Origin of the sequence: Rhodopirellula islandica (assembly GCF_001027925.1) — a bacterium.
GTDB classification, from domain to species: Bacteria; Planctomycetota; Planctomycetia; order Pirellulales; family Pirellulaceae; genus Rhodopirellula; species Rhodopirellula islandica.
Map to the genome: position 1 here is coordinate 1 of NZ_LECT01000045.1, position 24394 is coordinate 24394.

At 58.3% G+C, this 24394-nt stretch carries 16 protein-coding genes; 9 read left to right on the top strand and 7 right to left on the bottom strand.

What is annotated here, in order from left to right:
- Positions 1 to 540 precede the first annotated feature (540 nt).
- Together RISK_RS23455 and RISK_RS23460 are read left to right on the top strand one after the other, a co-directional pair.
- Positions 541 to 2076 (top strand): hypothetical protein, encoded by a 1536-nt coding sequence (locus RISK_RS23455; protein WP_053061286.1) that lies wholly within the window; start codon positions 541 to 543, stop codon positions 2074 to 2076.
- Between the two features lie 16 nt (positions 2077 to 2092).
- Positions 2093 to 3574, top strand: a complete 1482-nt coding sequence (locus tag RISK_RS23460) for a tyrosine-protein kinase family protein (RefSeq protein ID WP_236696620.1) — start codon at positions 2093 to 2095, stop codon at positions 3572 to 3574.
- 107 nt (positions 3575 to 3681) lie between these two features.
- On the opposite strand, the gene RISK_RS23465 is transcribed toward RISK_RS23460, so the two are convergent.
- Together RISK_RS23465 and RISK_RS23470 are read right to left on the bottom strand one after the other, a co-directional pair.
- Entirely contained in the window at positions 3682 to 4632 is a 951-nt protein-coding gene (locus RISK_RS23465; protein ID WP_047816770.1) for a ribose-phosphate diphosphokinase, read from the bottom strand.
- Positions 4625 to 5368 carry a sugar phosphate nucleotidyltransferase gene (locus tag RISK_RS23470; RefSeq protein ID WP_047816804.1) on the bottom strand — a complete coding sequence of 248 codons (744 nt, stop codon included), beginning with the start codon at positions 5366 to 5368 and terminating at the stop codon, positions 4625 to 4627. Before RISK_RS23470 ends, RISK_RS23465 begins: the two co-directional genes overlap by 8 nt.
- A gap of 1055 nt (positions 5369 to 6423) precedes the next feature.
- Between RISK_RS23470 and RISK_RS23480 the strand changes: the two genes are divergently transcribed.
- Positions 6424 to 6744, top strand: coding sequence for a flagellar biosynthesis anti-sigma factor FlgM (locus RISK_RS23480; RefSeq protein WP_047816772.1), 321 nt, complete (start codon positions 6424 to 6426; stop codon positions 6742 to 6744).
- The gene (locus RISK_RS23485) at positions 6741 to 7235 is read left to right on the top strand and encodes a hypothetical protein (RefSeq protein ID WP_047816773.1); all 495 of its coding nucleotides are present in this window, start codon (positions 6741 to 6743) and stop codon (positions 7233 to 7235) included. The genes RISK_RS23480 and RISK_RS23485 overlap by 4 nt, the downstream gene beginning before the upstream one ends.
- Before the next feature lie 84 nt (positions 7236 to 7319).
- Here the strand turns inward: RISK_RS23485 and hemL are convergent, their stop codons facing one another.
- Together hemL and hemC are read right to left on the bottom strand one after the other, a co-directional pair.
- Positions 7320 to 8639, bottom strand: coding sequence for a glutamate-1-semialdehyde 2,1-aminomutase (hemL, locus tag RISK_RS23490; protein WP_047816774.1), 1320 nt, complete (start codon positions 8637 to 8639; stop codon positions 7320 to 7322).
- 57 nt (positions 8640 to 8696) lie between these two features.
- Positions 8697 to 9686 (bottom strand): hydroxymethylbilane synthase, encoded by a 990-nt coding sequence (gene hemC / locus RISK_RS23495; RefSeq protein ID WP_261340234.1) that lies wholly within the window; start codon positions 9684 to 9686, stop codon positions 8697 to 8699.
- Positions 9687 to 9921: 235 nt separating this feature from the next.
- Between hemC and RISK_RS23500 the strand changes: the two genes are divergently transcribed.
- The gene (locus RISK_RS23500) at positions 9922 to 12747 is read left to right on the top strand and encodes a protein kinase domain-containing protein (RefSeq protein WP_047816776.1); all 2826 of its coding nucleotides are present in this window, start codon (positions 9922 to 9924) and stop codon (positions 12745 to 12747) included.
- Positions 12748 to 13005: 258 nt separating this feature from the next.
- Here RISK_RS23500 and RISK_RS23505 read toward each other — a convergent pair whose 3' ends face one another.
- Complete coding sequence (locus RISK_RS23505; protein ID WP_236696621.1) at positions 13006 to 16248, bottom strand: [protein-PII] uridylyltransferase family protein; 3243 nt, start codon at positions 16246 to 16248, stop codon at positions 13006 to 13008.
- Between the two features lie 493 nt (positions 16249 to 16741).
- On the opposite strand from RISK_RS23505, the gene RISK_RS23510 reads away from it, so the two are divergent.
- The gene (locus RISK_RS23510) at positions 16742 to 18430 is read left to right on the top strand and encodes an RNA polymerase sigma factor RpoD/SigA (RefSeq protein WP_047816777.1); all 1689 of its coding nucleotides are present in this window, start codon (positions 16742 to 16744) and stop codon (positions 18428 to 18430) included.
- Positions 18431 to 18484: 54 nt separating this feature from the next.
- On the opposite strand, the gene RISK_RS23515 is transcribed toward RISK_RS23510, so the two are convergent.
- Together RISK_RS23515 and RISK_RS23520 are read right to left on the bottom strand one after the other, a co-directional pair.
- Positions 18485 to 19699 (bottom strand): chorismate synthase, encoded by a 1215-nt coding sequence (locus tag RISK_RS23515; RefSeq protein ID WP_047816778.1) that lies wholly within the window; start codon positions 19697 to 19699, stop codon positions 18485 to 18487.
- Positions 19687 to 20961 carry an LL-diaminopimelate aminotransferase gene (locus RISK_RS23520; RefSeq protein ID WP_047816779.1) on the bottom strand — a complete coding sequence of 425 codons (1275 nt, stop codon included), beginning with the start codon at positions 20959 to 20961 and terminating at the stop codon, positions 19687 to 19689. The genes RISK_RS23515 and RISK_RS23520 overlap by 13 nt, the downstream gene beginning before the upstream one ends.
- Before the next feature lie 263 nt (positions 20962 to 21224).
- Between RISK_RS23520 and RISK_RS23525 the strand changes: the two genes are divergently transcribed.
- The 3 genes from RISK_RS23525 to thiL all read left to right on the top strand — a co-directional run bounded on the left by RISK_RS23525 (position 21225) and on the right by thiL (position 24387).
- Positions 21225 to 22055 (top strand): sensor histidine kinase, encoded by an 831-nt coding sequence (locus RISK_RS23525; protein WP_047816780.1) that lies wholly within the window; start codon positions 21225 to 21227, stop codon positions 22053 to 22055.
- A 164-nt stretch (positions 22056 to 22219) separates the two neighbouring features.
- Positions 22220 to 23320 carry a redoxin domain-containing protein gene (locus RISK_RS23530; RefSeq protein WP_047816781.1) on the top strand — a complete coding sequence of 367 codons (1101 nt, stop codon included), beginning with the start codon at positions 22220 to 22222 and terminating at the stop codon, positions 23318 to 23320.
- A 116-nt stretch (positions 23321 to 23436) separates the two neighbouring features.
- Complete coding sequence (gene thiL, locus RISK_RS23535; protein WP_047816782.1) at positions 23437 to 24387, top strand: thiamine-phosphate kinase; 951 nt, start codon at positions 23437 to 23439, stop codon at positions 24385 to 24387.
- Positions 24388 to 24394 lie beyond the last annotated feature (7 nt).

Consider the following 24394-nt stretch of genomic DNA (forward strand, 5'->3'; position numbering starts at 1 on the left):
CGCCCGCCACCATTTATTTTTCGAACGTCCCAAGGGAGGGTGATCATAAACGCTTGGCAACACGGTACTTCAAAACTGCACGACCTCTGCGCGGGCGGGGTTCGCAAGACGCCAAGCAGGTCGGCAGGAGTCTTTCGGCATTTGGACTGTTTTAGAAAACGCCACTGTTGCCACGTCCAACCGGGGCGAACGCCCAAACGGCTCACATGGTTGTGCCTGATCAGTCCTACCGACCTGCTTGAATTGCGTTCAGGAGGGTGGATTCACCCTTGCGAGCACGGCATTTCCAAACGGCACGACCTTTTCGCAGGGCGGATTGCTGGGACAGGAATGAAACGCAATCGCGTGAAACTAAGACGGAGGTGGATCATGGCTTGATCCGTCTTGTCCTGGCCCGCAAAGTTTCGCTATTCCGGATTTCCCTCAAGATCGTTTCCGTTCGTTGTCGATCCGTGGAGGGGGAGATGTTGCGCCTGGAGAGTCCTGTACGTGGAGGATGTTTCCGTCGACCACTCACGTTCCAAAACGAGAGAAGTACGCATGACAACCGCGTCCAAAAACACTGATCCAAGACGTCCTTCCAATCCGTCACGCGCGGAGTTCGAAGAAATCGCGCCGACCCTGCTGCGATTGCCCGATTTGCATCCGCCAACGGATTCAGGTGAGGGCTGTGCCGAGGAGGATTCGTCGTCCGTCAAGCAAGACGCACCCGCTTCACCGGTGATGCAAGACTTGCTGGATGCGGCGACACAAACCGCGCCCGACGCGGTCAATCATTCCAGCGTCACAAGGCTTCCCGATTTGACGCCGGTTGCTGCGGCTGTGACTTGTCCTGTTCCTCCGCCACCTGCTGCGGTGGAAGAACCGGTGGTGATCGCGAAAGCAGTGGAATCGTTTGCTGCGACTCAACCAAGCTCGCCGCCACGCAACACGTCTGTGGACGCGGGCAAAGCCTCGGTGTCCGCCGAAACCGACCGGGACGGATCCTGGAAAGCCACCTCGGAATCGCTGAGCAATCGGGCCCTGGCTCTGGTTGGTTCTCGGAACACGCTGCTGGCGTTGCTGGCACTGATTGCATGCTGGGCGGTGTTCGCTCCGCGAAGGCATCCCAACGCTCAGCAAAACTCGGAAGTGTTGAGCGCAAAGGAACCGGCTGTCGACGAAACCGCATCCAAGTTGGAAGCGAAGTCCAGTTTCGGTTCGGTGGCATCCAGTAAAAAAACACCTCGACCCAAACAATCTCGGTCCATCTCCGATTCAGCAACGAAAGTCGCTGGCGCGGAAGCCAACACTTTGGCCCCGAAACCGACGCCCTTCAAGGCTGACTCCTACAAGACAGGGGCCTCGGTTGCGGGGGCTTCGAAATTGGGGGGCTCGAGCAGAGAGGGCGCGAACAGTGGGGGCCTGGAAGGCCCAGCGGGCGACATGCCAGGGTTGAACGCACCGACTCATTCGATGAGTAAAACAAAATTAGGGCAGCCGACACGTGCGGGCGAATTCGGATCGGCTCCAAGCGGAACCAGTTTGGTGGAATCGCAGTTGGCATCCTCCGCGACCCAACATGGCGTTGGTGGAGTGCCTCCTTTTGATTCCGCTCCCTTTCACAGCGAACCGGTTGCTGAATCATTCGCCCCCGTGGTCCGTGAACCTCAAGTCGCCATGGCTCCTTCGAACCCTGGTTTGACTTCGCCAGTTTCAGAAGCGAATTCGGAGTTGGGGCTGCCTGACGACGATCGCTCTCTTCCAGGGAACAGTGAGGGTCCAGTGGACGCTGTGTCGCCCGCCATTCCAGCCCCGTTGCAAACCGGCACGCCAGGATTGATCACCAATTGGATCGACTACCTGCCGCCTATGCCATCGGAATTGGGGGAGCAAGCCTCGGCGGATGGTGCACGACCTGCTTCGCCGGAAGTGTTCCCGACCACCCAATCGCCATTGTCTCCGGATTTTCAGTTTGCTTTGCCAGGAGATGGGCCGGAGGTTTCCGTTGGAAACCAAGTTCCCTCCTCCGGCGACCAGCCCGAAGCCAGAGTCGCCACCCCGTCTTTCTTTCCCGAATCCAATCTGCGCCGCTGAGTGACAGGGAAACGTGATGAATCAACCCAATAACTTCATTCAATCGCACGCCCGGAATCGTCGTTACGTTTCCAAGACGGTGGCCCAAATGCAGGCGGTCGATTCGATCGATTCCGCCGTGGTTCCACCGCGGACGAATGACACCGCCACCCAAGAATCATTGACTGGTTTGGAGCGATCCGAACGAGTCACACGGCGACTGGACGAGGCGGTGTTGCGACTGGATCGTGCCGCCTCGATGCGTCGCCAACGAGAAACGGTCGACGAAACCACCGCCGTGGAAACGGCCGTGGTGGAGGAACCTGTGATCCCCGCACCGAAAACGCATTTGCTGAAAGATTCCCCGTCGGCAATCAAACGACCCTCGGATCGATTGAAGCCGATGCGGGGTGATCGTCGCGACGACGCGACCGGAATGCAGTTGGATGCATCTGTGACGGAGTCCACCTCCATCTGGATGGAAACGGCGGACCAATCGACTCGTTTACGCATCGACCGTCCTGTCGATGTGGATGACACCGCTCGACGAATTGGCGAGCCGCTGATCGTTTCGGGCGTCGCCAAGATACCTGCGTCACCGGCTGTCGAAACCAACACCATCGAAATGGATGCTTCGCCGGCGCCAGCTTTCGATTCAGCGCCACCCCGTGCACCGGTTCGTGATTGGGAATCGCATTCGGTTCCGGATGTGGCGGCTCGGGTCACGTTGCAGGTGAGTGAAGCGGAACGTTATCTCGCCGAGTCAATGCAGCAGCAAACCGCGGACATCGCTGAACCAACTCCAGTTGCTGAACCAGCACCCGTTGCGGAAGCCCAGCCGGTTGTGGTTCCCACGGAGGAACCCAAGGAAGTTGCCAAGCGAGCGTTTGTGGCCGCGTGGCAAGTGACGGAACTTGAAATCCCGGACACGGTGTCGGAATTGTTCCTCTGTGGATCGCTGGCCGATCAATTGGGACAACACATCGTGGACGCTCAAGTCGACGGGCTGGGTTCCATCGCTGTGACCAGTGTGCTGCCCGGCGAAGGTCGTTCGACGGTTGCGATGGGCATCGCGCTCAGTGTGGCTTACACCGGAATGAAGGTTGCTTTGGTCGACGCTGACATCGATGGCCCCACGCTGAGCGATGACTTTGCCCTCGAACTGGACCTGGATTGGATCGATGCGATTCGCGATGGCATCCCCGTGGAAGAAGTCGCGGTGGCATCGGAGTCCGACGCGTTGACTTTGATTCCCTTGTTGCCTGGTGCCGACGAACTGTCCCCGGCATCGAGCGAGTTGGAACAGGTGGTCGAACGACTGAAGCAATCCTTTGATCTGGTGATCATTGATTGCGGCACCGCTGCCTTGTCGACCGCCAGCCTTTGTGACTCGGCATTGATCGTGCGTGACATGAGCCGCACCAACGAATCCGACGTGGAGGCACTCGTCAGCGAGCTTCGCCGGAATGGATTGACCGGCGTGGGAATTGTCGAAAACTTCTGCCAAGACACAGAGTGATTTGGGAGCAGTCGGGAAAAAGGTGTCAGGTACCTTTTCCCAACGTTCCGGGAAAAGGTACCTGACACCTTTTTCTGTCATCGCATCGCCGTGGCGTCTCTCGTTGATCAGCGTTCGCGAAAAAGTTCGCTGATCGATTGGTCGTGGTGAATCCGCTTGATCGCCTCGGCCAACAACGGTGCGACCGAAAGTTGGACCAGGTTGGGCAGCAACTTCTCACCTGTCACGGGAATCGTGTCGGTCACGGTGATGGAATCAATCGGAGCATCGCGAAGTCGTTCGATGGCAGGGCCACACAGAACACCGTGGGTGCAAGCGATGTGGATTTCTTTCGCACCGGCTTCGTGAACCAAGCGAGCTGCGCCGCAGATGGATCCAGCGGTGCTGATCATGTCATCGAACATCAACGCGATCTTGCCCTCGACGGGACCGCCAATGATCGTGTTCTGGCGGACTTCCAGAGCGTTGGTGCGGCGTTTGTCGACGATGGCCAAGCTGCCACCGAGCCGTTTGGTGTGACCCAGTGCGCGTTTGATGCTGCCTTCATCGGGACTGACGACCACCACTTCATCACCAGAAAATCGTCGGCTGACAAAGTGGTCGTTGATCACCGGAGCGGCGTACAAGTGATCGACAGGGACGTCGAAGAATCCTTGGATTTGGGCGGCGTGAAGGTCCATGGTGAGGACCCGGTCCGCACCCGCCCGCGTGATCAGATTCGCGACCAATTTCGCGGTGATCGGCACACGACCCTCATCTTTGCGATCCTGACGCGCGTACCCAAAGTAGGGAATGACCGCGGTGATGCGTTCGGCGCTGGCTCGTTTGCAGCAATCGATCATCGTCAACAACTCGATCAAGTTGTCGTTGACCGGCGGGCAAGTCGGTTGCACCAAGAACACGTCGCGACCACGAACGTCTTCATCGAGTTTGCAGTAGTTCTCGCCGTCTGGGAATTGACCCAGCGTGATGCGAGCTGGCTTCAGATGCAGGTGACGACAAAGCTTTTCAGCAAGATCATGGTTTGCTCGGCCACTGAAGATTTTCAGTTCACGCATAACCCATCGCTCGCATTGTTTGGTCGACCAATTGAAGTTCCTCAGGGTTGTTGATGGAAAGCGATTCGCAATCCTGCAGAACGGGCAAGGCTTCGACGGGACGTCCAGCTTCGTGAAGCAGACGAGCACAATCCGTCAGGTAGTATTCGCCTTGAGCGTTGTCGTTGCTGAGTTTGGAAAGCGAATCCAGCAAATCGGCGTTGTTGAACAGGTACGTGCTCATGTTCACTTCACAGATGGCACGTTGTTCATCGGTGGCATCTTTGTGTTCCACGATGCCGGTGAATTGTCCGCTGTCGTCTCGCACGATGCGGCCGAGCCCCGTCGGGTCGTCTTTGGTCAGTGTGCCAAGCAGCAACGCGGGACGCGTGGCTTGGAAGTGCTCAATCAATTTGATCAAACTGGACGGTTGGATCAGCGGCGAGTCACCGGCGATGACCAGTGTCAGGCCATCGTGATCAGCCAATTGATCGAGGCACATTTGAACGGCGTGTCCCGTGCCGAGTTGTTCGGTTTGCTCCGCGAAGGACAATGTCTCGTCGTTGCGAGTCCCCAGTTCCTTGCGGACGAGGTCGGCTTCATAGCCCACCACGGCGATCTTCTTTTGGATGCCAGCCTTGTCAGCGGCGTCCAAAACGAAGTGGATCATGGGGCGATCGACGACCGGGCAAAGCACTTTGGGGAGTTCGCTGTTCATGCGAGTTCCCTTGCCAGCGGCCAGCACAACGAGGCACACGTTGGCGTTTGCAGTGGAGGGAGCGGAGGATTCTGTCTTCGTGGTCATCGGGGGTCCGAGAAAAGCCGTCGGCGACGATGGGGATGGCGAATGAAGAATGACGCGGGCCAACATCGTCCCTTGCCGGTACCTTTCGGGCAAGCCGGTACCTTGCCCGAACCGTCGGCGTGGGAGTTGCTCGTGCCACGATTTCGGGTGTTGGGACGAGCTGGCCGCATTGGAGTGGCCCCCAGGGCGGAGGGCGTGCCGCTTTTTAAGTGCCGTGCTCGTAGCAGCTTGCGAACCCCGCCCGCTGCAGAGGTCGTGCCGTTTTTCTTCACCCTCCCTTTGGGAGGGGCGGACCGCTTCGGGCCGGGAAGAGTTACGCGCTGGATCCAATGCTGAGCCCTCCCCTCGCTCGACCCTCCCAAGGGGAGGGTGATGACAAGCGCCTGGCAATACAGCACCTGAAAGCCGCACGACCTCTTTGTTCCGGGGGAGGTGCACCGTGCGGAAACCCGCACCAAAAGGCTTCGCGACCTCTCGCGTGGGTCAACCGAGAGCCGCAAGTGGTGACAATCACAGCACTTGAAAACGGCACCCGCCCAACGATTCGGAATGCAGACGGAAGCGTCTCGGATGGAAATCGTTCGGGCTTGAAACAATTCGTCTGCAAAAGCCGGTTTTTTTGGCTGCGTTGACCTTGCCGGCGGTTTCACGCGATTGCTAGTGTGACCGAACAGAATTTTGCCCAGAACTTTTGCTCAGAATTCAATTGGGACTGCAGGCCCTGGGTCTTGGAAGCCGATATCAGACGTGTTCTCGAAACCTGCGCTTGCGAAGTCTCCACCGATTCTGACGGATTGATTCCTGGGACAAGGATTGCAACGCTGATAACCGAGTCGAGAGTTCCCTGATTGGCATGCGCTGTTGGCGTTTGTTCAAGACGGATCGGTTGTCACACCCACAATCCTTTTCAAATTTTTGTCGATCGATCGACATGCCAAATGGGCCACGAAGGTCCGGCATAGGATCCGGTTGTCAATTCCGCTTTCCTCCCGGGAGCACGCGTCAAGATGCAAATTTACGGTCCATTTCGACTTTCTACGAGCCAAGCCGCTTCATCGGTTTCCAAGCCAGCTGCCAATGCTGGTGCGAACCGCCTGAAGGCAGATGCCGCCACGCAGAGGACCACCGCCGCGCCAGTGGACCAACTCGACCTGTCCAGTGCCGCGACTTCCGTCAATCGATTGGATTCTGCCTCGCCGATTGCCGGTGGCGGTGAAATCCGGATTGATCGTGTGGCCGACATCCGTCGTCAAATCGCCGATGGAAGCTACGACACTCCGGAGAAGATGGACGCGGCACTCGACCGCTTCCTCGATGAACTGGCGTGACGCAAAGCGACGTCAGAGACCTTGATTCGCTCGATGCCCTTCGACAGGCTGTCGAGCGATTGGCGGACCGCATGTGTCAGTCCAGCCACTCCATTCACGCGATCCTGAATCGTGTCGACGAACATTTCTCGGTCAATCAGATCGCGTACTGGCGCGATCAAAATCGCCTGGCCGAACGGGAGCTGACCGCCGCGCAGGATCAGCTCAGCCGAAAACGTTCGACGGTGCGTTCCGGCGATCGAGTGCCGGCCACCGAAGAAGCCAAGAATGTGGCTCGCTGGAAAACCCGGCTGCGGTTCTGCCAAGACCAAGAACGTTTGGCTCGCCGCATCTCCATTGAGATGCAGCAGGTCTGCGAGAAAACTCGCGGGCCATCCGCCGCGCTCACCGAACTGGGTGAAGTCGCGTTGCCCACCGCCGCGAATCGATTGCTGGTGCTGATCGACCGCCTGCGTGCCTACCAAGACGGGCAGAATCCTGGGCCTCAATGAGCGGGACTCACAGGGTTCCTGGCCGTTTCTTCGGTGTCGATGCCAAGTCAAAGCAGCAGGAAGAGAGAGCCGCCCGGCCCGCTCTTACAGCGACTTCAGTACCTTGTCCGCGGCGGCGATCGTTTCGTCGATCATCGCTTCGGTGTGTTGCTGACTGAAGAACATCGCTTCGAATTGGCTGCATGGCATGTAGATGCCTTCTTGAATCAACCCCCAGAAGTAGCGTCCGAATGCCTCTCGATCGCAGCGATCCGCATCATCCCAGCATTGAACGGAATCCGGGTTGAAGAACAGAGTCAGCATCGCGCCGGCTTTGGCAACTGTGTGAGCGATGCCCGCGTCGCTGGCGGCGCGGTCCAGGCCATCGGCCAAACGGGTCGCCAATCGCTCCAGTTGCTCATAGGGAGGATTTTCTTTCAACAAACGCAGCGTTGCCGAGCCCGCGGCGACGGCGACCGGGTTGCCGCTGAGTGTTCCGGCTTGAAAGACTTTGCCCGCCGGAAGCACCTGGTTCATGATCTCGGCGCGGCCGCCGTAAGCTCCCAACGGCATCCCGCCGCCAACGATTTTGCCCAGCGTGGTCATGTCGGGCGTGACTCCAAACCGTTCTTGGGCTCCGCCGTAGGCCACTCGAAAACCGGTCATGACTTCATCGAAGATCAGGATGGATCCATGCTGCGTTGTCAGGTCGCGTGCGGCGTTCAAGAATTCCATCGTTGGCACAACACAGCCCATGTTTCCCACCACCGGTTCCAAGATCAAGGCAGCGATCTCGGCACCATGTTGTTCGAAAGCGTTCTGCAAACCGGGCACATCGTTGTAGGACAGAACGAGTGTGTCTTGGACGGCACCGGGGGTCACACCGGGAGAATCCGGGGCACCCAACGTTGCCGCAGCGCTTCCGGCCGCAACCAGCAATGCGTCGACGTGGCCGTGATAGTTGCCGGCGAACTTGATGACTTTCTTGCGTCCAGTTGCGCCTCGAGCCACACGGAGCGCGCTCATGGTGGCTTCCGTTCCGCTGTTGACCAAGCGGACCTTTTCGATGCTGGGAACCGCTTCGATGATCTGCTCAGCCAGTTGGGATTCGGCTTCGGTCGGCGCGCCGTAGCTGGTGCCCTTGGAGGCCGCCGCGGTGATTGCGCCGATGACCTCGGGATGCGCGTGCCCCAGGATCATGGGCCCCCACGAACCGATGTAGTCGAGGTAGCGATTGCCGTCGAGGTCGAACAGGTAGGGGCCTTCGGCTCGTTCGATGAACAAGGGCGTGCCACCGACGGCACCGAACGCTCGTGCGGGTGAGTTGACTCCGCCGGGCATCAGCGCGGAGGCACGTTCAAAGGCAGCCACGCTCTTGGGGCCAGCGGTGGGACGAGCGGCAGATGAATTCGCAGGTGAGTTCATGATCGATGGGGGAGGTGAAACGAAGGGAGGGTGGCGGCTGGTGGTGGCAGCCTGGAATCAGGAGTCGTCGCGAACCGTACGAATCAAATGGTCTGCACCGTTCGCTCGAAGTCGATCGGCAACCAACGTGCCCAGTTGATGGGCTGCGGCGACCTCCAAATCGGCGTCGTCGGGAGTGACTGCAACGCGGGCCTGTTCTTGCAATCGTTCGTTCCCATCGGCTGACATCACGATCGCATTCAGGCAAAGCTCAGTGCCTTGATCGGAAGTGTCCAGATGGGCGTGGCAGGCAATCGGGGCCAGGCACCCGCCGTGGAGCTCGGAAAGGACTTTGCGTTCTGCAGTCGCAGCTAAGCGTGCCGCAGCGTCATTCAAACGGGAGACTGCCCGCAGTGCGTTGGGGTTGTCGCTTCGCACTTCGATCCCCAAGGCGCCTTGTCCGGGGGCAGGCAGCATTTCGTCGAGTGGGAACAACTGGTGAGGCAGGCGGGTCATCTCCAGACGCAGAATTCCAGCGTGGGCCAGCACGATCGCGTCAAATTCGCCCGCGTTGAGCTTGGCCAACCGAGTCTGCACGTTGCCGCGAATGGGCAGGACTTCCAGGTCGGGACGGAGTTGTTTCAGCTGGGCCAACCGTCGTGTGCTGCCCGTTCCGACTCGAGATCCTTGCGGCAAACAGGCCAGCGGTGAGCCGCTGCCTGACGCGCTGGAGGAGGCATTCCAGTGGGGGCTGTTGTCGGCAAAGACCAACGCGTCCAAGACGGATTCTCGGGGGGGGACCGCTGCCAGTGCGAAGCGATTGTCCGGTTCCGTGGGCAAATCTTTGAGCGAGTGGACCGCCACATCGGCTTCGTCGTCGACGAGGGCCTGTTGGATACGTTTGGTGAACAGGCCGACCTGACGAGTGCCGTCGATCGGACGCATGTCGGTGTCGCCTTTGCTGACCAAAGGCACGATGACGGTCTGAAATCCTCGGTTTTTGAGGGATTCAGCGACATGTTCGGCCTGCCACATGGCCAGGGGGCTTTCTCGGGTGGCGATTCGCAGACGGGGGGCGTCGGAGGAGGAAGTCGGGGCCACAGGTGCGGTTTATTCGTTGGGAAGGGTGGACGGAGGGACCGAAAATGCGAAAATCATGGCGGATAATCTTCCGCTGCGTCGTTACGCTATTAAACAAGAGTGTAGGCCGAGGGCGCCAGTTCCGGAACCGAGTGCGACTCGGTCAGGAAGGGACTTCGGTTGCGTTCTCGCACCTTCTCCATCTCCCATCCTCCGTCTGCCCTTGTCCAATTCTTCTGACGAACCTGAACTGTTCGGCGATGCCGCCGGCCGGGACACGCGACGTCACACCGAAAACTCCAAGGAGTCCGGTGGGGACGATGCCAGTTCGTGGGCGGAACTCATGGACGCATCCGCGGCCGAATCGATGGGTGAATTGACTCGGGACCAAACGCATTCCGAGGTTGGATTTGAAGTCGAAGCGTTCCATCGGTCCATCCCCGAGATTGTGGGGGTCTACAAAGTCGGACGCCCAATCGGCCGAGGTGGGATGGGCGAAGTGTTCCTGGCCGAGCATCGGTCGATGGGGCGCGTTGTCGCACTCAAAATCTTGCCGACTCGTTGGCTCGATCGGGTGGAATCCGTCAATCGGTTCTACGAAGAGGTTCGCGCGGCTTCCCGGTTGATGCACCCGAACATCGTCACCGCCTTTGATGCGGGAGAAGCCGACGGCATTCACTACCTGGCGATGGAGTACGTCGATGGGCGAACGCTGTCGCAATGGGTCAACGATCAAGGCCCAATGTCGATCGGTGATGCCGCATCCGCCATCCGCCAAGCGGCTTTCGCGTTGCATCACGCTCATGCGGCCGGCATCGTGCACCGCGACGTCAAACCTGGCAACTTGATGCGAGCCCACGATGGAACGATCAAGTTATTGGATCTCGGATTGGCTCGTTTTTCGGCGGATTGGTATCCCTCGCCTCGAGACATCAAGCCGCGGGAATTGGATCTTCCGGAGGATCACAACCCTCTCAGTTCTGCAACCACGGAAGCGAAGAACCGACCTCTGCTGGGGACGTTGTCGTTCATCTCACCGGAACAACTCGAGGACGCCAACTCGGCCGATTCGCGCAGCGACCAGTATTCGCTGGGGGCGACGCTGTTCTATCTGTTGATGGGACATCCACCGTTCACGGGCGATTTGGTCGAACAGGTGTACGGTCATCGCCATGGTGAAGTGCCGGATCTGATGACGCTTCGCAACGACGTGGATCTGAAACTGGCGGACATCGTGCGTCGGATGCTGGCCAAAGATCCGGCGGAGCGGTACGGCTCAATGGACGAAGTCGCGCGCGCGATGTCGCCCTACGACAACGACCGTTCGACCCCCGCCTGGGTGTTGGATTTTGCGAGGCGCGAAACCGGCGAAGATCACACGACGGTGGGAGGGGAATCCACCCGCCGCGGTTTGCTCAGTGTCATCGGCATTGAGCTCGGGATGACCCACGCTGCCACTGCGATCACTCAGTCCGATGGATCCATGTTGTCGGGATGGCCGGGGATGTCATCGCAAGGCCCCCGTCCGCTGTGCCGAATCGCGGTCGCTGAAAAGACGGACCGGGACACCGGGCTGTCGACAATTCTGTTTGGTGACAGTGCCTACGAACGTCGTGAGCGGCATCCGCAGCGGGTGGCTCATTGCCAGATGATGTACTTTGGCCGCGATGACATGATGCGGCGGATCGGTGGGCGGATGTGCCCTCCCGAGGTCACGATGGGATTGTGCATGCGGCATTTGCTTGGCAATACATTGAGCCAACTGGACTCACCCGGTTCACCTGATGGCGATTCGTCGTCGCCGATGGCGTTGGGAACGAGTTGGAAACGGCATGCACGCTGGCCCGATGCCGTCGCGATCACGGTCCCTTCGAGTTATGACCAATTGCATCGCCGCGCGATTTATCAAGCCGCGCAATTGGCGGGCTTGCCAGCGGTGCGTTTGATCGAACGCAGCATCGCGGTGACACGCTTCGCGATGACAACTCCATCTCGCAGCAGTCATGCGGAAGAACCGTTGCCGCCAATCGATTCGCAGTCGTCGGCGCCGATCCTGTATGTCGGCCTGACAGGGCAATCGTTGGACGTATCGGTTCTGCAAGTCTACGGCGGCCAGATCCGACAAATCGCGACCTCGGGACATTGGTGCCACGGCACGATGGCATGGTCCCGGCGATTGGTGGAAATGATTTCGTCTCGGTTGCCATGCGATCCCCAACGCGTTCAAGGGCTGCCAGCCAACCGACAGGAATTGATTCACGTCACACGCATCCAGATGGCGGGTGAGCGAGCGATGAACCAGTTGTTGTTGATGCCCGAAACACGGGTGGAGATCGCTCACCAAAACCACGTTGACACGGTGGAACTGACTCGTGAGGAGTGGTTGACCCAGTGCGAAGATTTGATGTTGTCGATTGAAGAAAGCATTCAGTTGGTTTGCCAGCGTGCCGGTGTGCTGCCGTCTGACCTGAGGCATTGTTTGGCAATGGGGCCCTTGTTGCGTTTGCCTGCAATTCGCGATCGTGTGCTGACGAAAGGGGCTCCCAATGCGGCGATCGCTTTTTACGATCAAGTCGATGCGGCTCACGGCGCGGCAGCCTGTGTGGCGTCCGAGTTGCCAGGCCAGTTGTGTTCGGAACCGCCTGCCAAAGGTGTGGCGGGTCATTCCATTGGATTCGTTGTCGCTGATCGTGACGGCAAGCGGCGAATTTTGCCGATCATTCCAAGAGGAACGCCCACGCCAGCTCGCACCAATCGTCAGCTCAACGGTACCGCACGCGACAACCAGATGACTTTGTCATTGGTGGAGTCTTCCGGCAAGATTGGCGAGAATTGGCAGACTCTTGGTCGGCATACGATCGAGGTGGCGCCCGACGAAGTGAACCCCAGGCGACGACTCGGGTTCGAGCTGGACATCAACGGTTTGCTGTCGGTTCACCTGGAACGTCCCGACCTGGGCCGAACCGTGATGCTGCCCTCGTTGCCAGCGTCCAGCATGGACGAATTTCAGTGGCAAGATTGGCGAGAATGGATTGAAGCGACCCTCTGACCTTTTCGAGAGGTGAATGCTGCCGATGAGATCACGTGTCAGTCCTGCGACACAGCTTCGCGTTTTGACGCTAGTTCGACTGTTGATTTAGTCGGTTCTCATCCACTCTCATTCCAAGCTGTGGCACGGCACTCATGGTCTGTCAGGACTTGTTTTTAGGGTAGTGGACGAGGCCACGAGTCCTGAACTGGCGTCAAATCCAAGGACTCGTGGCCTCGTCCACTACGATCAACCCTCACTTTTAGCTGTGACAGACCACTAGGTTTTCGGCACCAACCGATTGAGCAGGTCACGGTTTTCTTGGCGGATCGCTTCGCATTGCCTTCGCAATTCACGAGGTGTTTCGGTTCCCGTCAGGATCGCCAATTGTTTGAGTTCTAGCGGAGGTTCTTCATCTTCGAAGCCGATCGGCAGCTCATGTCGGGCCACTGTGTTGAGCAATCTGAGTTTGCCTTCGATGCTTCGTAACAAACGGCCGTTGCGAGCCAATGTTTGAACATCGTCCTCGGCATAACACTTCCGGCGAGAGAGTTCTTCCAGGCACCGAACGGTGTTGGCGTGGAGCGGAAAGTCACTGTCATGGGCCTCTCGGAGGACGCCTGCGGCAGCAATCAATTCGATATCCACCAGCCCTCCGACGCCGCGTTTGAGGTTGTTGGGGCCTGCGGTGGATTCGTTGTTTTCACGCCAGTCACGAAGTTCCCCGTTCATGCTGTCACGCCAGCTGACGCTGCGAATCACCCTTTGAAGCATCTGGTCAATCGATTCGCGTGCTTCGCGGGAACCCGAGATAGGTCGAGCCTTGCAGAGCGTGACCGATTGCCAAAGCGAAGCGGTCCGCAGGCGAAACGGTTTGAGAAATTGGTCCCGTGACATTGCCAAGACCGACTCGTCGGCGCCGCCGGCGAAGGGCAAGTCCAGTTCGTACAAGCGGCCTTCGTTGGATTGGTCCATCCGCCGAAGAATGTTGCCCGCCAACTGATTGAAGAATTGACGATTGGAAAGTGTCGATTTTGGACCGCCAACGCGACGTTGGGTTTCGCCCTCCGCGGTGTACACGAACGTGAGATCCAAGTCGCTGTGGTAGTTCATTTCGCCGCCGGCAAAACGTCCCAGAGCGACAGCGACCAACTCGGATTGTTCCCCGTTTTGATCGAGGGGGTCTCCGTACCGTTGGGCAAGCCGCTCGTGTTCCTGGTCGATGACGCGACGCAAGCAGGCTTCCGCCGTATCGGTCAACGACTGGCTGATCGAATCGATGGATTCCTTCCCCAGCAGATCACGGACCCCGATCATCAAATGAGCACTGGCTTTGACATTTCGCAGCACATCGACGATCTCGTCCACGCCATCGCACAACCGGATGGTTTGCGCATCCAAGCGTTCGGTCGTCGGCAGACGATCCATCACCAAGGAATCGATCAATTCGTCAATCATGCCGGGATGATCGATCAGGATGTTTGTCAGGTAAGGAGCCAAGGAGCACATCGAGACCGTGAGGCGAAGCGTCGCATCGTTGGTCCGCAACAATTCCCACAGGGTGGCTTTGGCGCCAATCGAATCCGTCATCGCGACCAGCCGAGCCAGCGTGGAATCTGGATCGGGAGAAGCCGCGATTTCTTGCAACACGCGAGGAGCCACCGCAGCAAAGAAGTGGCGGCATCGCCGAGGAGAAAGGAACGAAACCGTTTCTTGGCTGAGCGCAAGCACATTGGAGATCGCTTGCGGGACGTGGTTGAATCGATACTGAGCGACGGTTTGGTGGAACACATCCATGTCTGGATCCGGGTCCAGGATCAGTTCGGTGATCACCGCCAGATCATGCAGCGAACTGGGTTCACTGTCGTCGCCAGAACCAGAGTTTCCGTCGGGGACTGGAATTTCGCTTGGGGGCACTTCGTCAACCATCAAGTGGTTGATGATCTTTCGATTGACGTCGAACGTTTCTTGCAACATCTCTTCAAAACGTGCCGCGTCCCCCTTGAGATGAATGGCAGCGGCATCGGCCGGCTCGGTGCGAACTCCCAGTCGCCAAGCGAGCCGAGCGCGAACATCCGCCTCGTCGGGCAAGTGTGAGATTCGGTGATCAAACAGCACTGCCAAGAGGTGTTCCAAGCGACACAGTTTCGCGTGGTTGGTCGACAGGATGGTGGCCTCTTGGGAGGTCAGGCACCCATGTCGCGACAGTTCTGTGATGGCGGGGAGCGTTCCAGTGACTCGAACATCAGGCAAGTCGCCTCCGTGAAGCAATTGCAAGAACTGGATGGTCAGTTCAATGTCGCGACGACCGCCGGGGACATCCGCGATCGGGGTGGCGTCGGTGGAGGTGGTCGCGAGGGCTCGTTTTTCCAGTTTCCGCCTCAGCACCCGGATGTCAGCGATCTCGCTGCGAGTCAGCAAGTGGTGATACACCCAAGGTTCGATTCGTTTCAGGAACGACTGGGACAATGCTTCGTCGCCCGCTGCGTGGCGTGCCTTGACGAATGCCAGGCGTTGCCACGTGCGACCATTCCGTTCGTAATGCGTGGCGGCTTCGTTGATGCCGAAGAAGTCGATGTCGGCTCCTGAGCTGCTGGTCGGCTGACGACCCAACGACGATTGTGGGCGTGTGGACTGAACTCCCAAACGCTGGGTGTCGGACAACATCAATTCGTTCTGAGTGGGTTGATGGTCGAATCGCAACGAGAACGGGATGACCTGGCTGCCGTTGGATTGCAACAGTTCGACCAGGCTGCGAGCCACCTGTTGATGGAAGTCGATGTGGCTGGCGTTCTTGCGGTCGATCTGGTCGCACAGCAGCAACAAATCCAGTTGCGATTCGTAGCCAATTTCTTGCCCGCCGTAGTTGCCCAAGGCGATGATCGAGAATCTCGGTTGGCTTCCGTCGATGCGCTGCGGGGTTGGTCGTTTGGCCGACAAGGACGTGATTGCGAACGCCAATGCAGCCTCCATGATCGCGTCGGTGACGAAGCTGATTTGAGATTGAACCTTGTCCGGTGGCAGGCCACGAACAAACTCGCCGTAGGCAATTCGAAGGATCTCACGGCTCGCAAATCGCCGGATCGCGAACGAAGCGCGGCGGTTGGACTGAATCGTTTCCATTTCGCCGGACAATTCGTCGATCAGCACCGATCGCTGCGCCGGGGAACCGTCGCTGGCTCGAATCAGGTCGAAGCTTTCCGGGTCGTTGATCAGCAATTTTGCAATCGCTGGGCTGGTGCTGAGTACCTGCAGCAACGCAGGCAGCATCATCGGATCGCGTTCGAACAGCGCCAGCAGAGCCATCGGGCTGCGCGAGACGCCGATGAACTGGCTCAGGCGATCGATGGATTCGTCGGGGTCATCCGTCAGGTGCAGGTGTTCAACCAGCCCCGACCAAAGCAGTTGCAGCAGATCCTCGGAGACGCCGCTGCCTGCGATCGCAGAAAGCGATTGGTGGACACGCGACGGATCGGCGACATGTTCGGGGCTCAGCGGCGCATAGTCGGCCCAGTCACTCATCCAATCCATCCAGTCGCATTCGAGGAACCTCCACGGAACTTCGCGTCGTTGAGCTGCGTCTTATTGATTGGACCGCTTTCGCGACCACGCATTTTTTCGCAACGCCACAAAGGAGTTTAGACGGTGGGTGGGAATCGTTGTAGCGGACGGTGGGGCACCTGATTCACCAAATCAGCTCGGCAGGGCGGAGGCGTCTGGTCGGGGGGGAATTGCCCCCGCGGGCCGGATTCCGAGATCCATCTGTTGAGCCAAAATGATGACAACGAAATTCAAATCTTGCGTGACATCACTCAGACGTGACCTACGTTTTGATATGCGAGGCGGGGGAACGTCGTGCATCAAATAATCACGGTGTTGAGGTGTGTGGTGGTTGTTCACCGAGTGTTGCGGGAACGCAACGTCGGTGATGTCTGGAACCCACACGCCACGTCGCAAACTCATTCATCCCGCAGGCGGTCAGTCCGCCTAACTCCTTCTGCGACAACGGTTTGCTATGATTTATGTGTTGCCCCAAGAGGCGACTGGCACCGCCGGTGCTTGGTCTCACTCACCCAATCGTGTTGATAATGTTTCGGGTGTCGAGGAGACCTTGATGGGAAAGAAGCTCAGCCGCCGTAGCTTGCAGGACGACGCCTTTGATGCCGAGGATTCGGTCAATCGCCGATCACGCACGATGGGGCAGGAGTTCTCGGATTCGATCTCCGAGGAAATCGAAGCCGGTGCGGCAGGCGACGAAGACGCGGTTTCTCGTCGCGACGAGTTTCCGACCGATCCCACCGAAGACCCGGTGCGTATGTACCTGATGCAAATGGGGCAGATCCCATTGTTGACGCGAGACCAGGAGGTTGCCGCGGCTCAGCAGATCGAAGCCACCCGGGAACGTTACCGTCATTGCATGATGGCAACGGACTTCATGTTGCAAGCCGCACTGAAGTTGCTGCAACAGGTCCGTGACAAGCAATTGCGTCTGGATCGCACCATCGAAGTCAGCGTGACCAACGCGGCCGAGAAAAAAGCGATCATGAAACGGATCGTTCCCAACACTCGCACATTGGACTACTTGCTGCATCAAAACCGCGGCGACTACATGGTCGCGATCAATTCGTCGCTGCCAATGCGTCGTCGTCGTGCGGCTTGGCGGAACCTCGTCATTCGCCGAAACAAGGCGGTACGGTTGGTCGAGGAGATGAATCTGCGAACCAACAAGCTGCAGCCCATCTTTGAAAAGCTCCGGCGCAGTTGCGAACGCATGCAAGAGATCAGGGCCATCTTGGCGGACGATCATCGATCAACCATGCCTGGCATGCCGTCGGGCGATGAGTTGCGATCCGAACTCCGCAGCCTGATGCGGTTGACCTACGAAACACCTCGCACGCTTTCTCGCCGTGTCGAACGATGCGACACCTATCGCGATGACTACGACGCCGCCAAACGAGTTCTGTCAGCGGGCAACTTGCGGTTGGTGGTTTCGATCGCGAAAAAGTATCGCAACCGAGGGTTGTCGTTCCTGGATCTGATCCAAGAAGGCAACACGGGTTTGATGCGAGCCGTCGACAAATTCGAGCACGCTCGCGGGTACAAATTCAGCACCTACGCAACATGGTGGATTCGTCAGGCCATCACGCGAGCGATCGCGGATCAAAGCCGCACGATCCGTGTGCCCGTGCACATGATCGACACGATGAACAAGATCCGCCAAATCACTCGTGACTTGGTCCAAGAACATGGCCGGGAACCCACCGCGGAAGAAGTCTCCAGTCGCAGTGGTTTGTCTCTCGATGACACTCGCGTGATTCTGAAAATGAGTCGCCAGCCATTGTCCTTGGATCAGCCGGTTGGCGATCACGACGACAGTGTCTTTGGTGAATTCCTGCAAGACCATCGCAATGACGATCCGTTGGTGGAAACCAACCGCGAAGCGTTGAAGCACCAGATCGATTTGGCGATGGAAACGCTGAACTACCGCGAGCGTGAGATCCTTCGATTGCGATACGGTTTGGCCGACGGTTACACCTACACGTTGGAAGAAGTGGGGCGGATCTTCCAGGTCACCCGCGAACGTGTTCGTCAAATCGAGAGCAAGGCTGTTCGTAAGTTGCAGCAACCTTACCGAGCCAAGTCACTGGTCAGCTTCCTCGACGGAGCGGAAGTGTCCTTGTTCGAAGGCAGCGAAGCGATCTGAGATCGCAGGTGCATGGATCGCTCGGTTTCGACCGAGCGAGCAACACTCGCTCGCTCAAAACAGCTTGATCGAGTCACCACAATGAGCGGTGGCTTGATAGGCCAACACGGAGTTGAGCAGTTCGATCGCCATGCGTGATTCCAATGTCACGCCGGCTCGAACGCCAACGCATGGATCGTGCCGACCCTTGGCCAACTCAAAATCGATTTCATCGAACTGCTTGTTGATGGAATCTTGCGGCAGGTTGATCGTCGAGGTGGGCTTGAAGCCGACTCGAGCAACCAGGGGATTGCCGGTGGTGATGCCACCAATCAATCCACCGTGCGTGTTGGATTGATAGCCCTTGCTGCGAATCGGATCGTTGTTTTCGCTGCCGGTCCGCGGAATCACATCGGCGCCTGATCCAATCTCGCAGGACTGCACCGCGTTGAGGCCACCGAGGGCTCCCATCAAGCGAACCTTCAGGCTTTGATAGAGCGGTTGACCCACCAGGGGCGGAACGCCAACGGCGACCACTTCGACCGCCGCACCCAGGGAATCGCCACGTTTGCGAGTTTCCTTGATCAGCTCACCGGCTTCGGTTGCGAAGTCTGAATCGATCGAAGCGATCTCAGCTTCGCCGAGCGTCTTCTCGATCTCGTCCACATTCTCAATCGTCAGAGAGTCCGCCAACCGACGACTGGCCTTCAGCGAACCGACTTGGCAAATCGAAGAGACAAACCGGGTCCCAAAGTATTCCCTTAGGATGAGGCGAGCCACGCTGCCGCCGATGACATCGGTGATGGTCGATCGGTAGCTCGAACGCCCGCCACCGCGAACGTCGACGAAGCCTTTGGATTGGTGGAATTTCACCAGATCCGTGTGGCCCGGCCGGACTTCCCCGGTAGGGCCACTGAACTGGGTGTAGTCGCCTGATTTCTTGCTGGTCGACAACACGATCGCCGCAATGGGTTCCCCGGTGGTGAAGCCGTCTTCGTAGCCTTCGGTGGCAAACGATTGGTTGTCCACCTCGACCGACAATTTCGATCCGGTCAGCAGCGCATCCATGTCATCCTGGTACAGCCCCGACAGAAAGACGACTTTGTCCTTTTCATTGCGGGGCGTGCCGTGTTTGTTGCCACCTGGCCGACGTCGGTCGAGGAACGGTTGCACATCGCGTCGACGAATGCGAACCCCAGGAGGGCACCCATGAATGATCGTGGTGACCGCAGGGCCGTGGCTCTCGCCTGCTCCTGCGACCGAGAAATGGGGACCGCCTAGGATTTCCATTGCAAACCGGCTCCGTTCAACCGGGCAGCCGTTTCGGCCATCAAGGCATCTTCGGCGGCTTCGTCTTCGGCGATGTAAGTCACGCTGAAACGAAGGAACGAACCGGCGTCGTCCCAGGGCACGGTGACGATGCCGTTTTCTTCAATCAGGAACCGCGTCGCATCTTCCGCAGCGGCAAAGGTTTCGCCGCTGGCTGTTCCGGACGGTGACTTCGTGTAGAGGAAGTAGGTGCCGCCTGGCATCTCGGCTTCGAAGCCACAGTCTCGAAGGACTTTGACCAGTTTTTCCATTCGCCGACGATACTTGGTGCGGATGCGTTCTGGAATGGAATCGTCATCGAGTGCCGCCGCGGCAGCTTTTTGCGTGGCGATGAATTGACCGCTGTCACTGTTGTCTTTGACGTCCGAGAACGCTTTGACAACCAATGGGTGACCGGCGACGAATCCCATTCGCCATCCGATCATGTCGTAGCCTTTGCTCATCGAGTGAACTTCGACACCAACGTCCAAGGCACCGGGGACTTCGAGGAAGCTGGACGGTTTGCCGTCAAAGGTCAGCATGATGTGAGCGGCGTCGTTGACGACCACGAACTCCTTTTCTTTCGCCAGCGCGATCACATCTTCGAAGAAGGACTTCGGTGCCGTGCCACCCGTGGGCGAGTTGGGGTAGTTGAGAATCATCAACTTGGTGCGACGGAACACATCGTCGGGGATCGCGTCCAAATCGGGCAAGAACTTGTTCTCGGCCAGCAATGGCAATCGGTAGACGTCGCCACCGTAGTAGCGTGTGTGAGTGCCCGCGACGGGATAGCCCGGCACGGTCATCATCGTGATGTCGCCTGGGTTGATGAAGCAGGCCGGCAACATTGCGTAAGCTGGTTTGCTGCCGATGCAGTGGTTGATCTGTGTTTCAGGATCCAGCTGAACGCCAAATTGACGCTGCATGAATCGAGCGGCGGCTGCCTTGTATTCCGCGACGCCATTGTCAGCGTAGCCACGATTTTCGACTTGGTTGATTTCACGGCCCATGACTTCGCGAATCGACGCGTCGGCCATGGAATCGTTTTCGCCGATTCCGAAGTCCAGCAATTGCCGCTCAGGGTGATCCGCCAAGGCTTTTCGTTTGGCGCGTTTGATCTTTTCAAACTTGTAAATCTCGGTGCTCTTGCCGTAGTTCGCTCCGCCAATTCGTTCGGCAAACAGCGATTGAATGTACGGGTCGGAGTTCGGAGCGGTTTCGGAAGCAGCGGCAGCGGAGGACATTTGCGACCCATCGAGATCGTTCGGGAAAAGAAATGAGCGAATCGGATGTTTTAGCCTCGAAGCACACGTTCGTCGAGGTCGTGAGTTGCCCCCAGTCGCCGTGGGAGGGTCCCCATGGATGCTCCGCGATTCGTTCCTTCCCCCCGGGAAATCAGGGGTTCGGCAATCGGCAGCGGGGCCATTGAGCTATACAATTGATGGTTGCTGAGCCCTCCGGAGAGATGGGGCCGAACCGTTGCCCGCCCTTTGTCCCGTGTTCTTTCATGTCCGAGCCGATTTTTTCCAGTCACGACGACACTCTGCCCTCGAATGATCCCCCTGCCAAAGCGGGCGGTGCACGTGACAGTTCGTCTCGCAGCGACCGTTCTCGCGAGCAAGCTCGACACGAAGCGGAAATGCGTGAGGCACGCGGCCACTATGAAGAACTGGCGGAACTCGCCGGGTCGCTGGCCCATGAGATCAAGAACCCGCTTTCCATCATCCACATGAACATCGATTTGCTCAGTGAAGATTTGATGGAGATCGATTCTCCGTCGAGTCGTCGCTGCCAGAATCGAGTCGACATGGTTCGGAACCAGTGCGAACGCATGGAAGGGCTGCTGCGAGATTTCTTGCGATTTGCCAGGTTGCGGCACATCGATTTGGTCCCGGGCAGCTTGAATGACCAGATCCAACAAGTCCTTGATGCCTACCAGGCTCAGGCGGATTCCCAAGACGTGGAGTTGCAGCGGTATCTCGATCCCGATCTACCATCGATTCGCCTGCACAGTGACGCGCTGCAATCGGCGCTCATGAATCTGGTGAAGAACGCGCTGGAAGCGATGCCCGATGGCGGACAGCTTTGGGCCCGCACCTACAGCACTCGTGGTGGGGTGAACCTGGACTTGATCGACACCGGATCCGGCGTCGACGACAACACGGTGCTGCACATGTTCGAACCGTTCTACAGCACCAAAGATGGTGGCTCCGGGTTGGGATTGCCGACCGCTCGAAAAATCATCGAAGCTCACGGGGCGCGGATTTCAGTTCAAAGTGAAACCGGCCGCGGGACCAAATTCAGTTTGCAATTTCCTGTGCCGGCGCGTTTGGGGTGACCTTCCCTAAAACCGGGCTCGTCAGCTGGCTTGGCTGGACTCTGGCGGAGACTGGGGGAATACAATCATTTCGCGTTGGGTCAGTGGTCGACAGTGCGATGGGCCGTTCGTCGACTGAAACCGCCTCTTCTCAAGCGATTCCGTCTGCTCTAGCGAGATTCCCGATGCCGATTCGAGTTTTGATGTTCTGGTTCGTTGCGGTGCTGGGGATTTTTGCGACGACAGTTGGCATGGATCGAGCGGTGGCGGCAGAGCCGTCCGCCTCGCCGGCTCAGCCGTACGTGCTGCAGATGATTCGTGACGACTCGGTGCACGCAGAATTGCAGCTTTCCACCGATCAGATCCAGCAAGTGTACGACGCCATCGCGGAGGTTGATCCTCGCTGGTGGGTCAACCGGATCACTCCCCTCGAGCAGCAATCCGCTGAAATTCGAGAGTTGACGTCGACGCTGAAAAACCGACTGGCTGGGGTTTTGTCCGATGACCAAATGAAGCGTTTGGAGCAATTGGAAAAGCAGGCCGCTGGAACTCGATTTGTGGTGCATCCCGATGCGATCGCCGCTCTGGAATTGAGCGACAGCCAAGTTGAAACGCTCAAAGAAACGTTTGCCGCGACCGACGAGGAAGTCGCCAAGCTGCAGAAACAGGTCGCGGACAAAGAGTTGGAAGCCGCCGAAGCGGCCAGTGATGTCGCCGCGATCCAAGCTCGAGAGCGGCAGAGTTTGGTCGGCCAGTTGACTCGGGATCAACAAGCCAAAATCGGATCATTGCTGGGCGCGACGTTCGACTTCTCAAAGGTGATGCGAACCTACCCACGAGCCCCCGAGTTTGTGCTCGACGGTGCGGAGTGGATTCAGGGCGAACCCGCCACGATGGAAGATCTGCGTGGCAAAGTCGTGGTGGTTTATTTCTACGCGTTTCAGTGCATCAACTGCCAACGAAACTTCCCGCACTACCACGCCTGGCATGACGACATGGCGGACCAGGGATTGGTGGTGATCGGAATCCAAAGGCCGGAAACGTCGGCCGAGCGAAGTCGGGAACGGGTTTTGGCTGCGGTGGAAAAGGACGGGTTTGAATACCCGGTTTTGTTTGACGAAGAATCCGGCAACTGGAATGCTTGGGGAAATACCATGTGGCCGACGACCTACTTGATTGACAAGAAGGGGTTCATTCGTCGATGGTGGCAGGGCGAAATGAATTGGCAAGGCACCCCTGGTGAACAGCAAATGCGTCAGACCATCGAGCAACTGCTTGCAGAGTAAATCGAGCAACTGCTTGCGGAGTATGCTGCGAGATGCTGGGATGAGGGACGATGATTGTCGATGACGCTCGCATGCTGCCCACCAAACACTCCCTGACATAGAAGCTGAACTTCAGAATGGAACAGTCCTTTCTCGCCTACCTTCGCGGTCGAACTCGTCAATTGCCTCAGGTCGCCGTCGGAATCGGCGACGATGCGGCGGTGATTGACTGGCCGGGGGAATCCTCGTCTGCCCCGTCTTCCCTGCGTCAGGTTGCCTGCACCGATCAAATCCTTGATGGCGTGGATTTTCGTTCGGGGGATCAGTCGCTGGCCGACATCGGGTTCAAAGCGATGGCGATCAATCTCAGTGACATCGCCGCGATGGGGGCGACGCCTGCCTCCGCACTGGTGACATTGGCACTGCCTTCCGAAAACGCGACGGAAATCGCCGGTGAAGTCTACGAGGGCATTCTCGAAGCGGCCCAGAAGTACCAAGTCGCGATCGCGGGCGGCGATCTTTCCACGTACGACGGCCCGCTCTCGATCAGCATCACGGTGCTCGGGTGGGTCGAAAAACCGTGGTTGCGAACGGGAGCCGAAGAGGGCGACGCTCTGTTCGTCACCGGGTCTCTCGGTGGCAGCTTGTTGGGGCGGCATCTTCGCCCTGAACCGCGAGTCGAATTGGCGGCGCAGCTGAAAGAGAAAGTCGACGTGCATGCGGCGATCGATGTCAGCGACGGTTTCAGCCTGGATCTCGACCGGATGCTGGCGGCCAGCCGAATGGGGGCGGAGTTGGAATTGGAATCGCTGCCCATTTCAGATGCGGCTCATCAGTTTTCCGAAACGAGTGGCCGCACGCCATTGGAACATGCCTGGAGTGACGGAGAAGATTTCGAGTTGATCTTCTGCGTCTCGCCCGAGCAAGCGTCGATTGTTGAATCGACCGATTGGGGTGTGCCCGTGACGCGAGTCGGCAAGGTGGTGGGCCGCACCGGATTGTGGAAACGCGTCGCAACCAGCAAGTTCGAGCGTGTCTTCCCGCAAGGCTTTGTGCATGCCGAAAAAGACATCGCGGCAGCCAAGTGATTCAGCG

Excerpts from the sequence above, each read along its gene's own strand:
- thiL (WP_047816782.1), top strand. The coding sequence starts at position 23,437 with ATGGAACAGTCCTTTCTCGCCTACCTTCGCGGTCGAACTCGTCAATTG.
- RISK_RS23515 (WP_047816778.1), bottom strand. The coding sequence starts at position 19,699 with ATGGAAATCCTAGGCGGTCCCCATTTCTCGGTCGCAGGAGCAGGCGAG.
- RISK_RS23525 (WP_047816780.1), top strand. The coding sequence starts at position 21,225 with ATGTCCGAGCCGATTTTTTCCAGTCACGACGACACTCTGCCCTCGAAT.
- hemL (WP_047816774.1), bottom strand. The coding sequence starts at position 8,639 with ATGAACTCACCTGCGAATTCATCTGCCGCTCGTCCCACCGCTGGCCCC.
- RISK_RS23480 (WP_047816772.1), top strand. The coding sequence starts at position 6,424 with ATGCAAATTTACGGTCCATTTCGACTTTCTACGAGCCAAGCCGCTTCA.
- RISK_RS23460 (WP_236696620.1), top strand. The coding sequence starts at position 2,093 with ATGAATCAACCCAATAACTTCATTCAATCGCACGCCCGGAATCGTCGT.
- RISK_RS23530 (WP_047816781.1), top strand. The coding sequence starts at position 22,220 with ATGCCGATTCGAGTTTTGATGTTCTGGTTCGTTGCGGTGCTGGGGATT.
- RISK_RS23520 (WP_047816779.1), bottom strand. The coding sequence starts at position 20,961 with ATGTCCTCCGCTGCCGCTGCTTCCGAAACCGCTCCGAACTCCGACCCG.
- RISK_RS23465 (WP_047816770.1), bottom strand. The coding sequence starts at position 4,632 with ATGCGTGAACTGAAAATCTTCAGTGGCCGAGCAAACCATGATCTTGCT.
- RISK_RS23505 (WP_236696621.1), bottom strand. The coding sequence starts at position 16,248 with ATGAGTGACTGGGCCGACTATGCGCCGCTGAGCCCCGAACATGTCGCC.
- RISK_RS23455 (WP_053061286.1), top strand. The coding sequence starts at position 541 with ATGACAACCGCGTCCAAAAACACTGATCCAAGACGTCCTTCCAATCCG.
- RISK_RS23510 (WP_047816777.1), top strand. The coding sequence starts at position 16,742 with ATGATTTATGTGTTGCCCCAAGAGGCGACTGGCACCGCCGGTGCTTGG.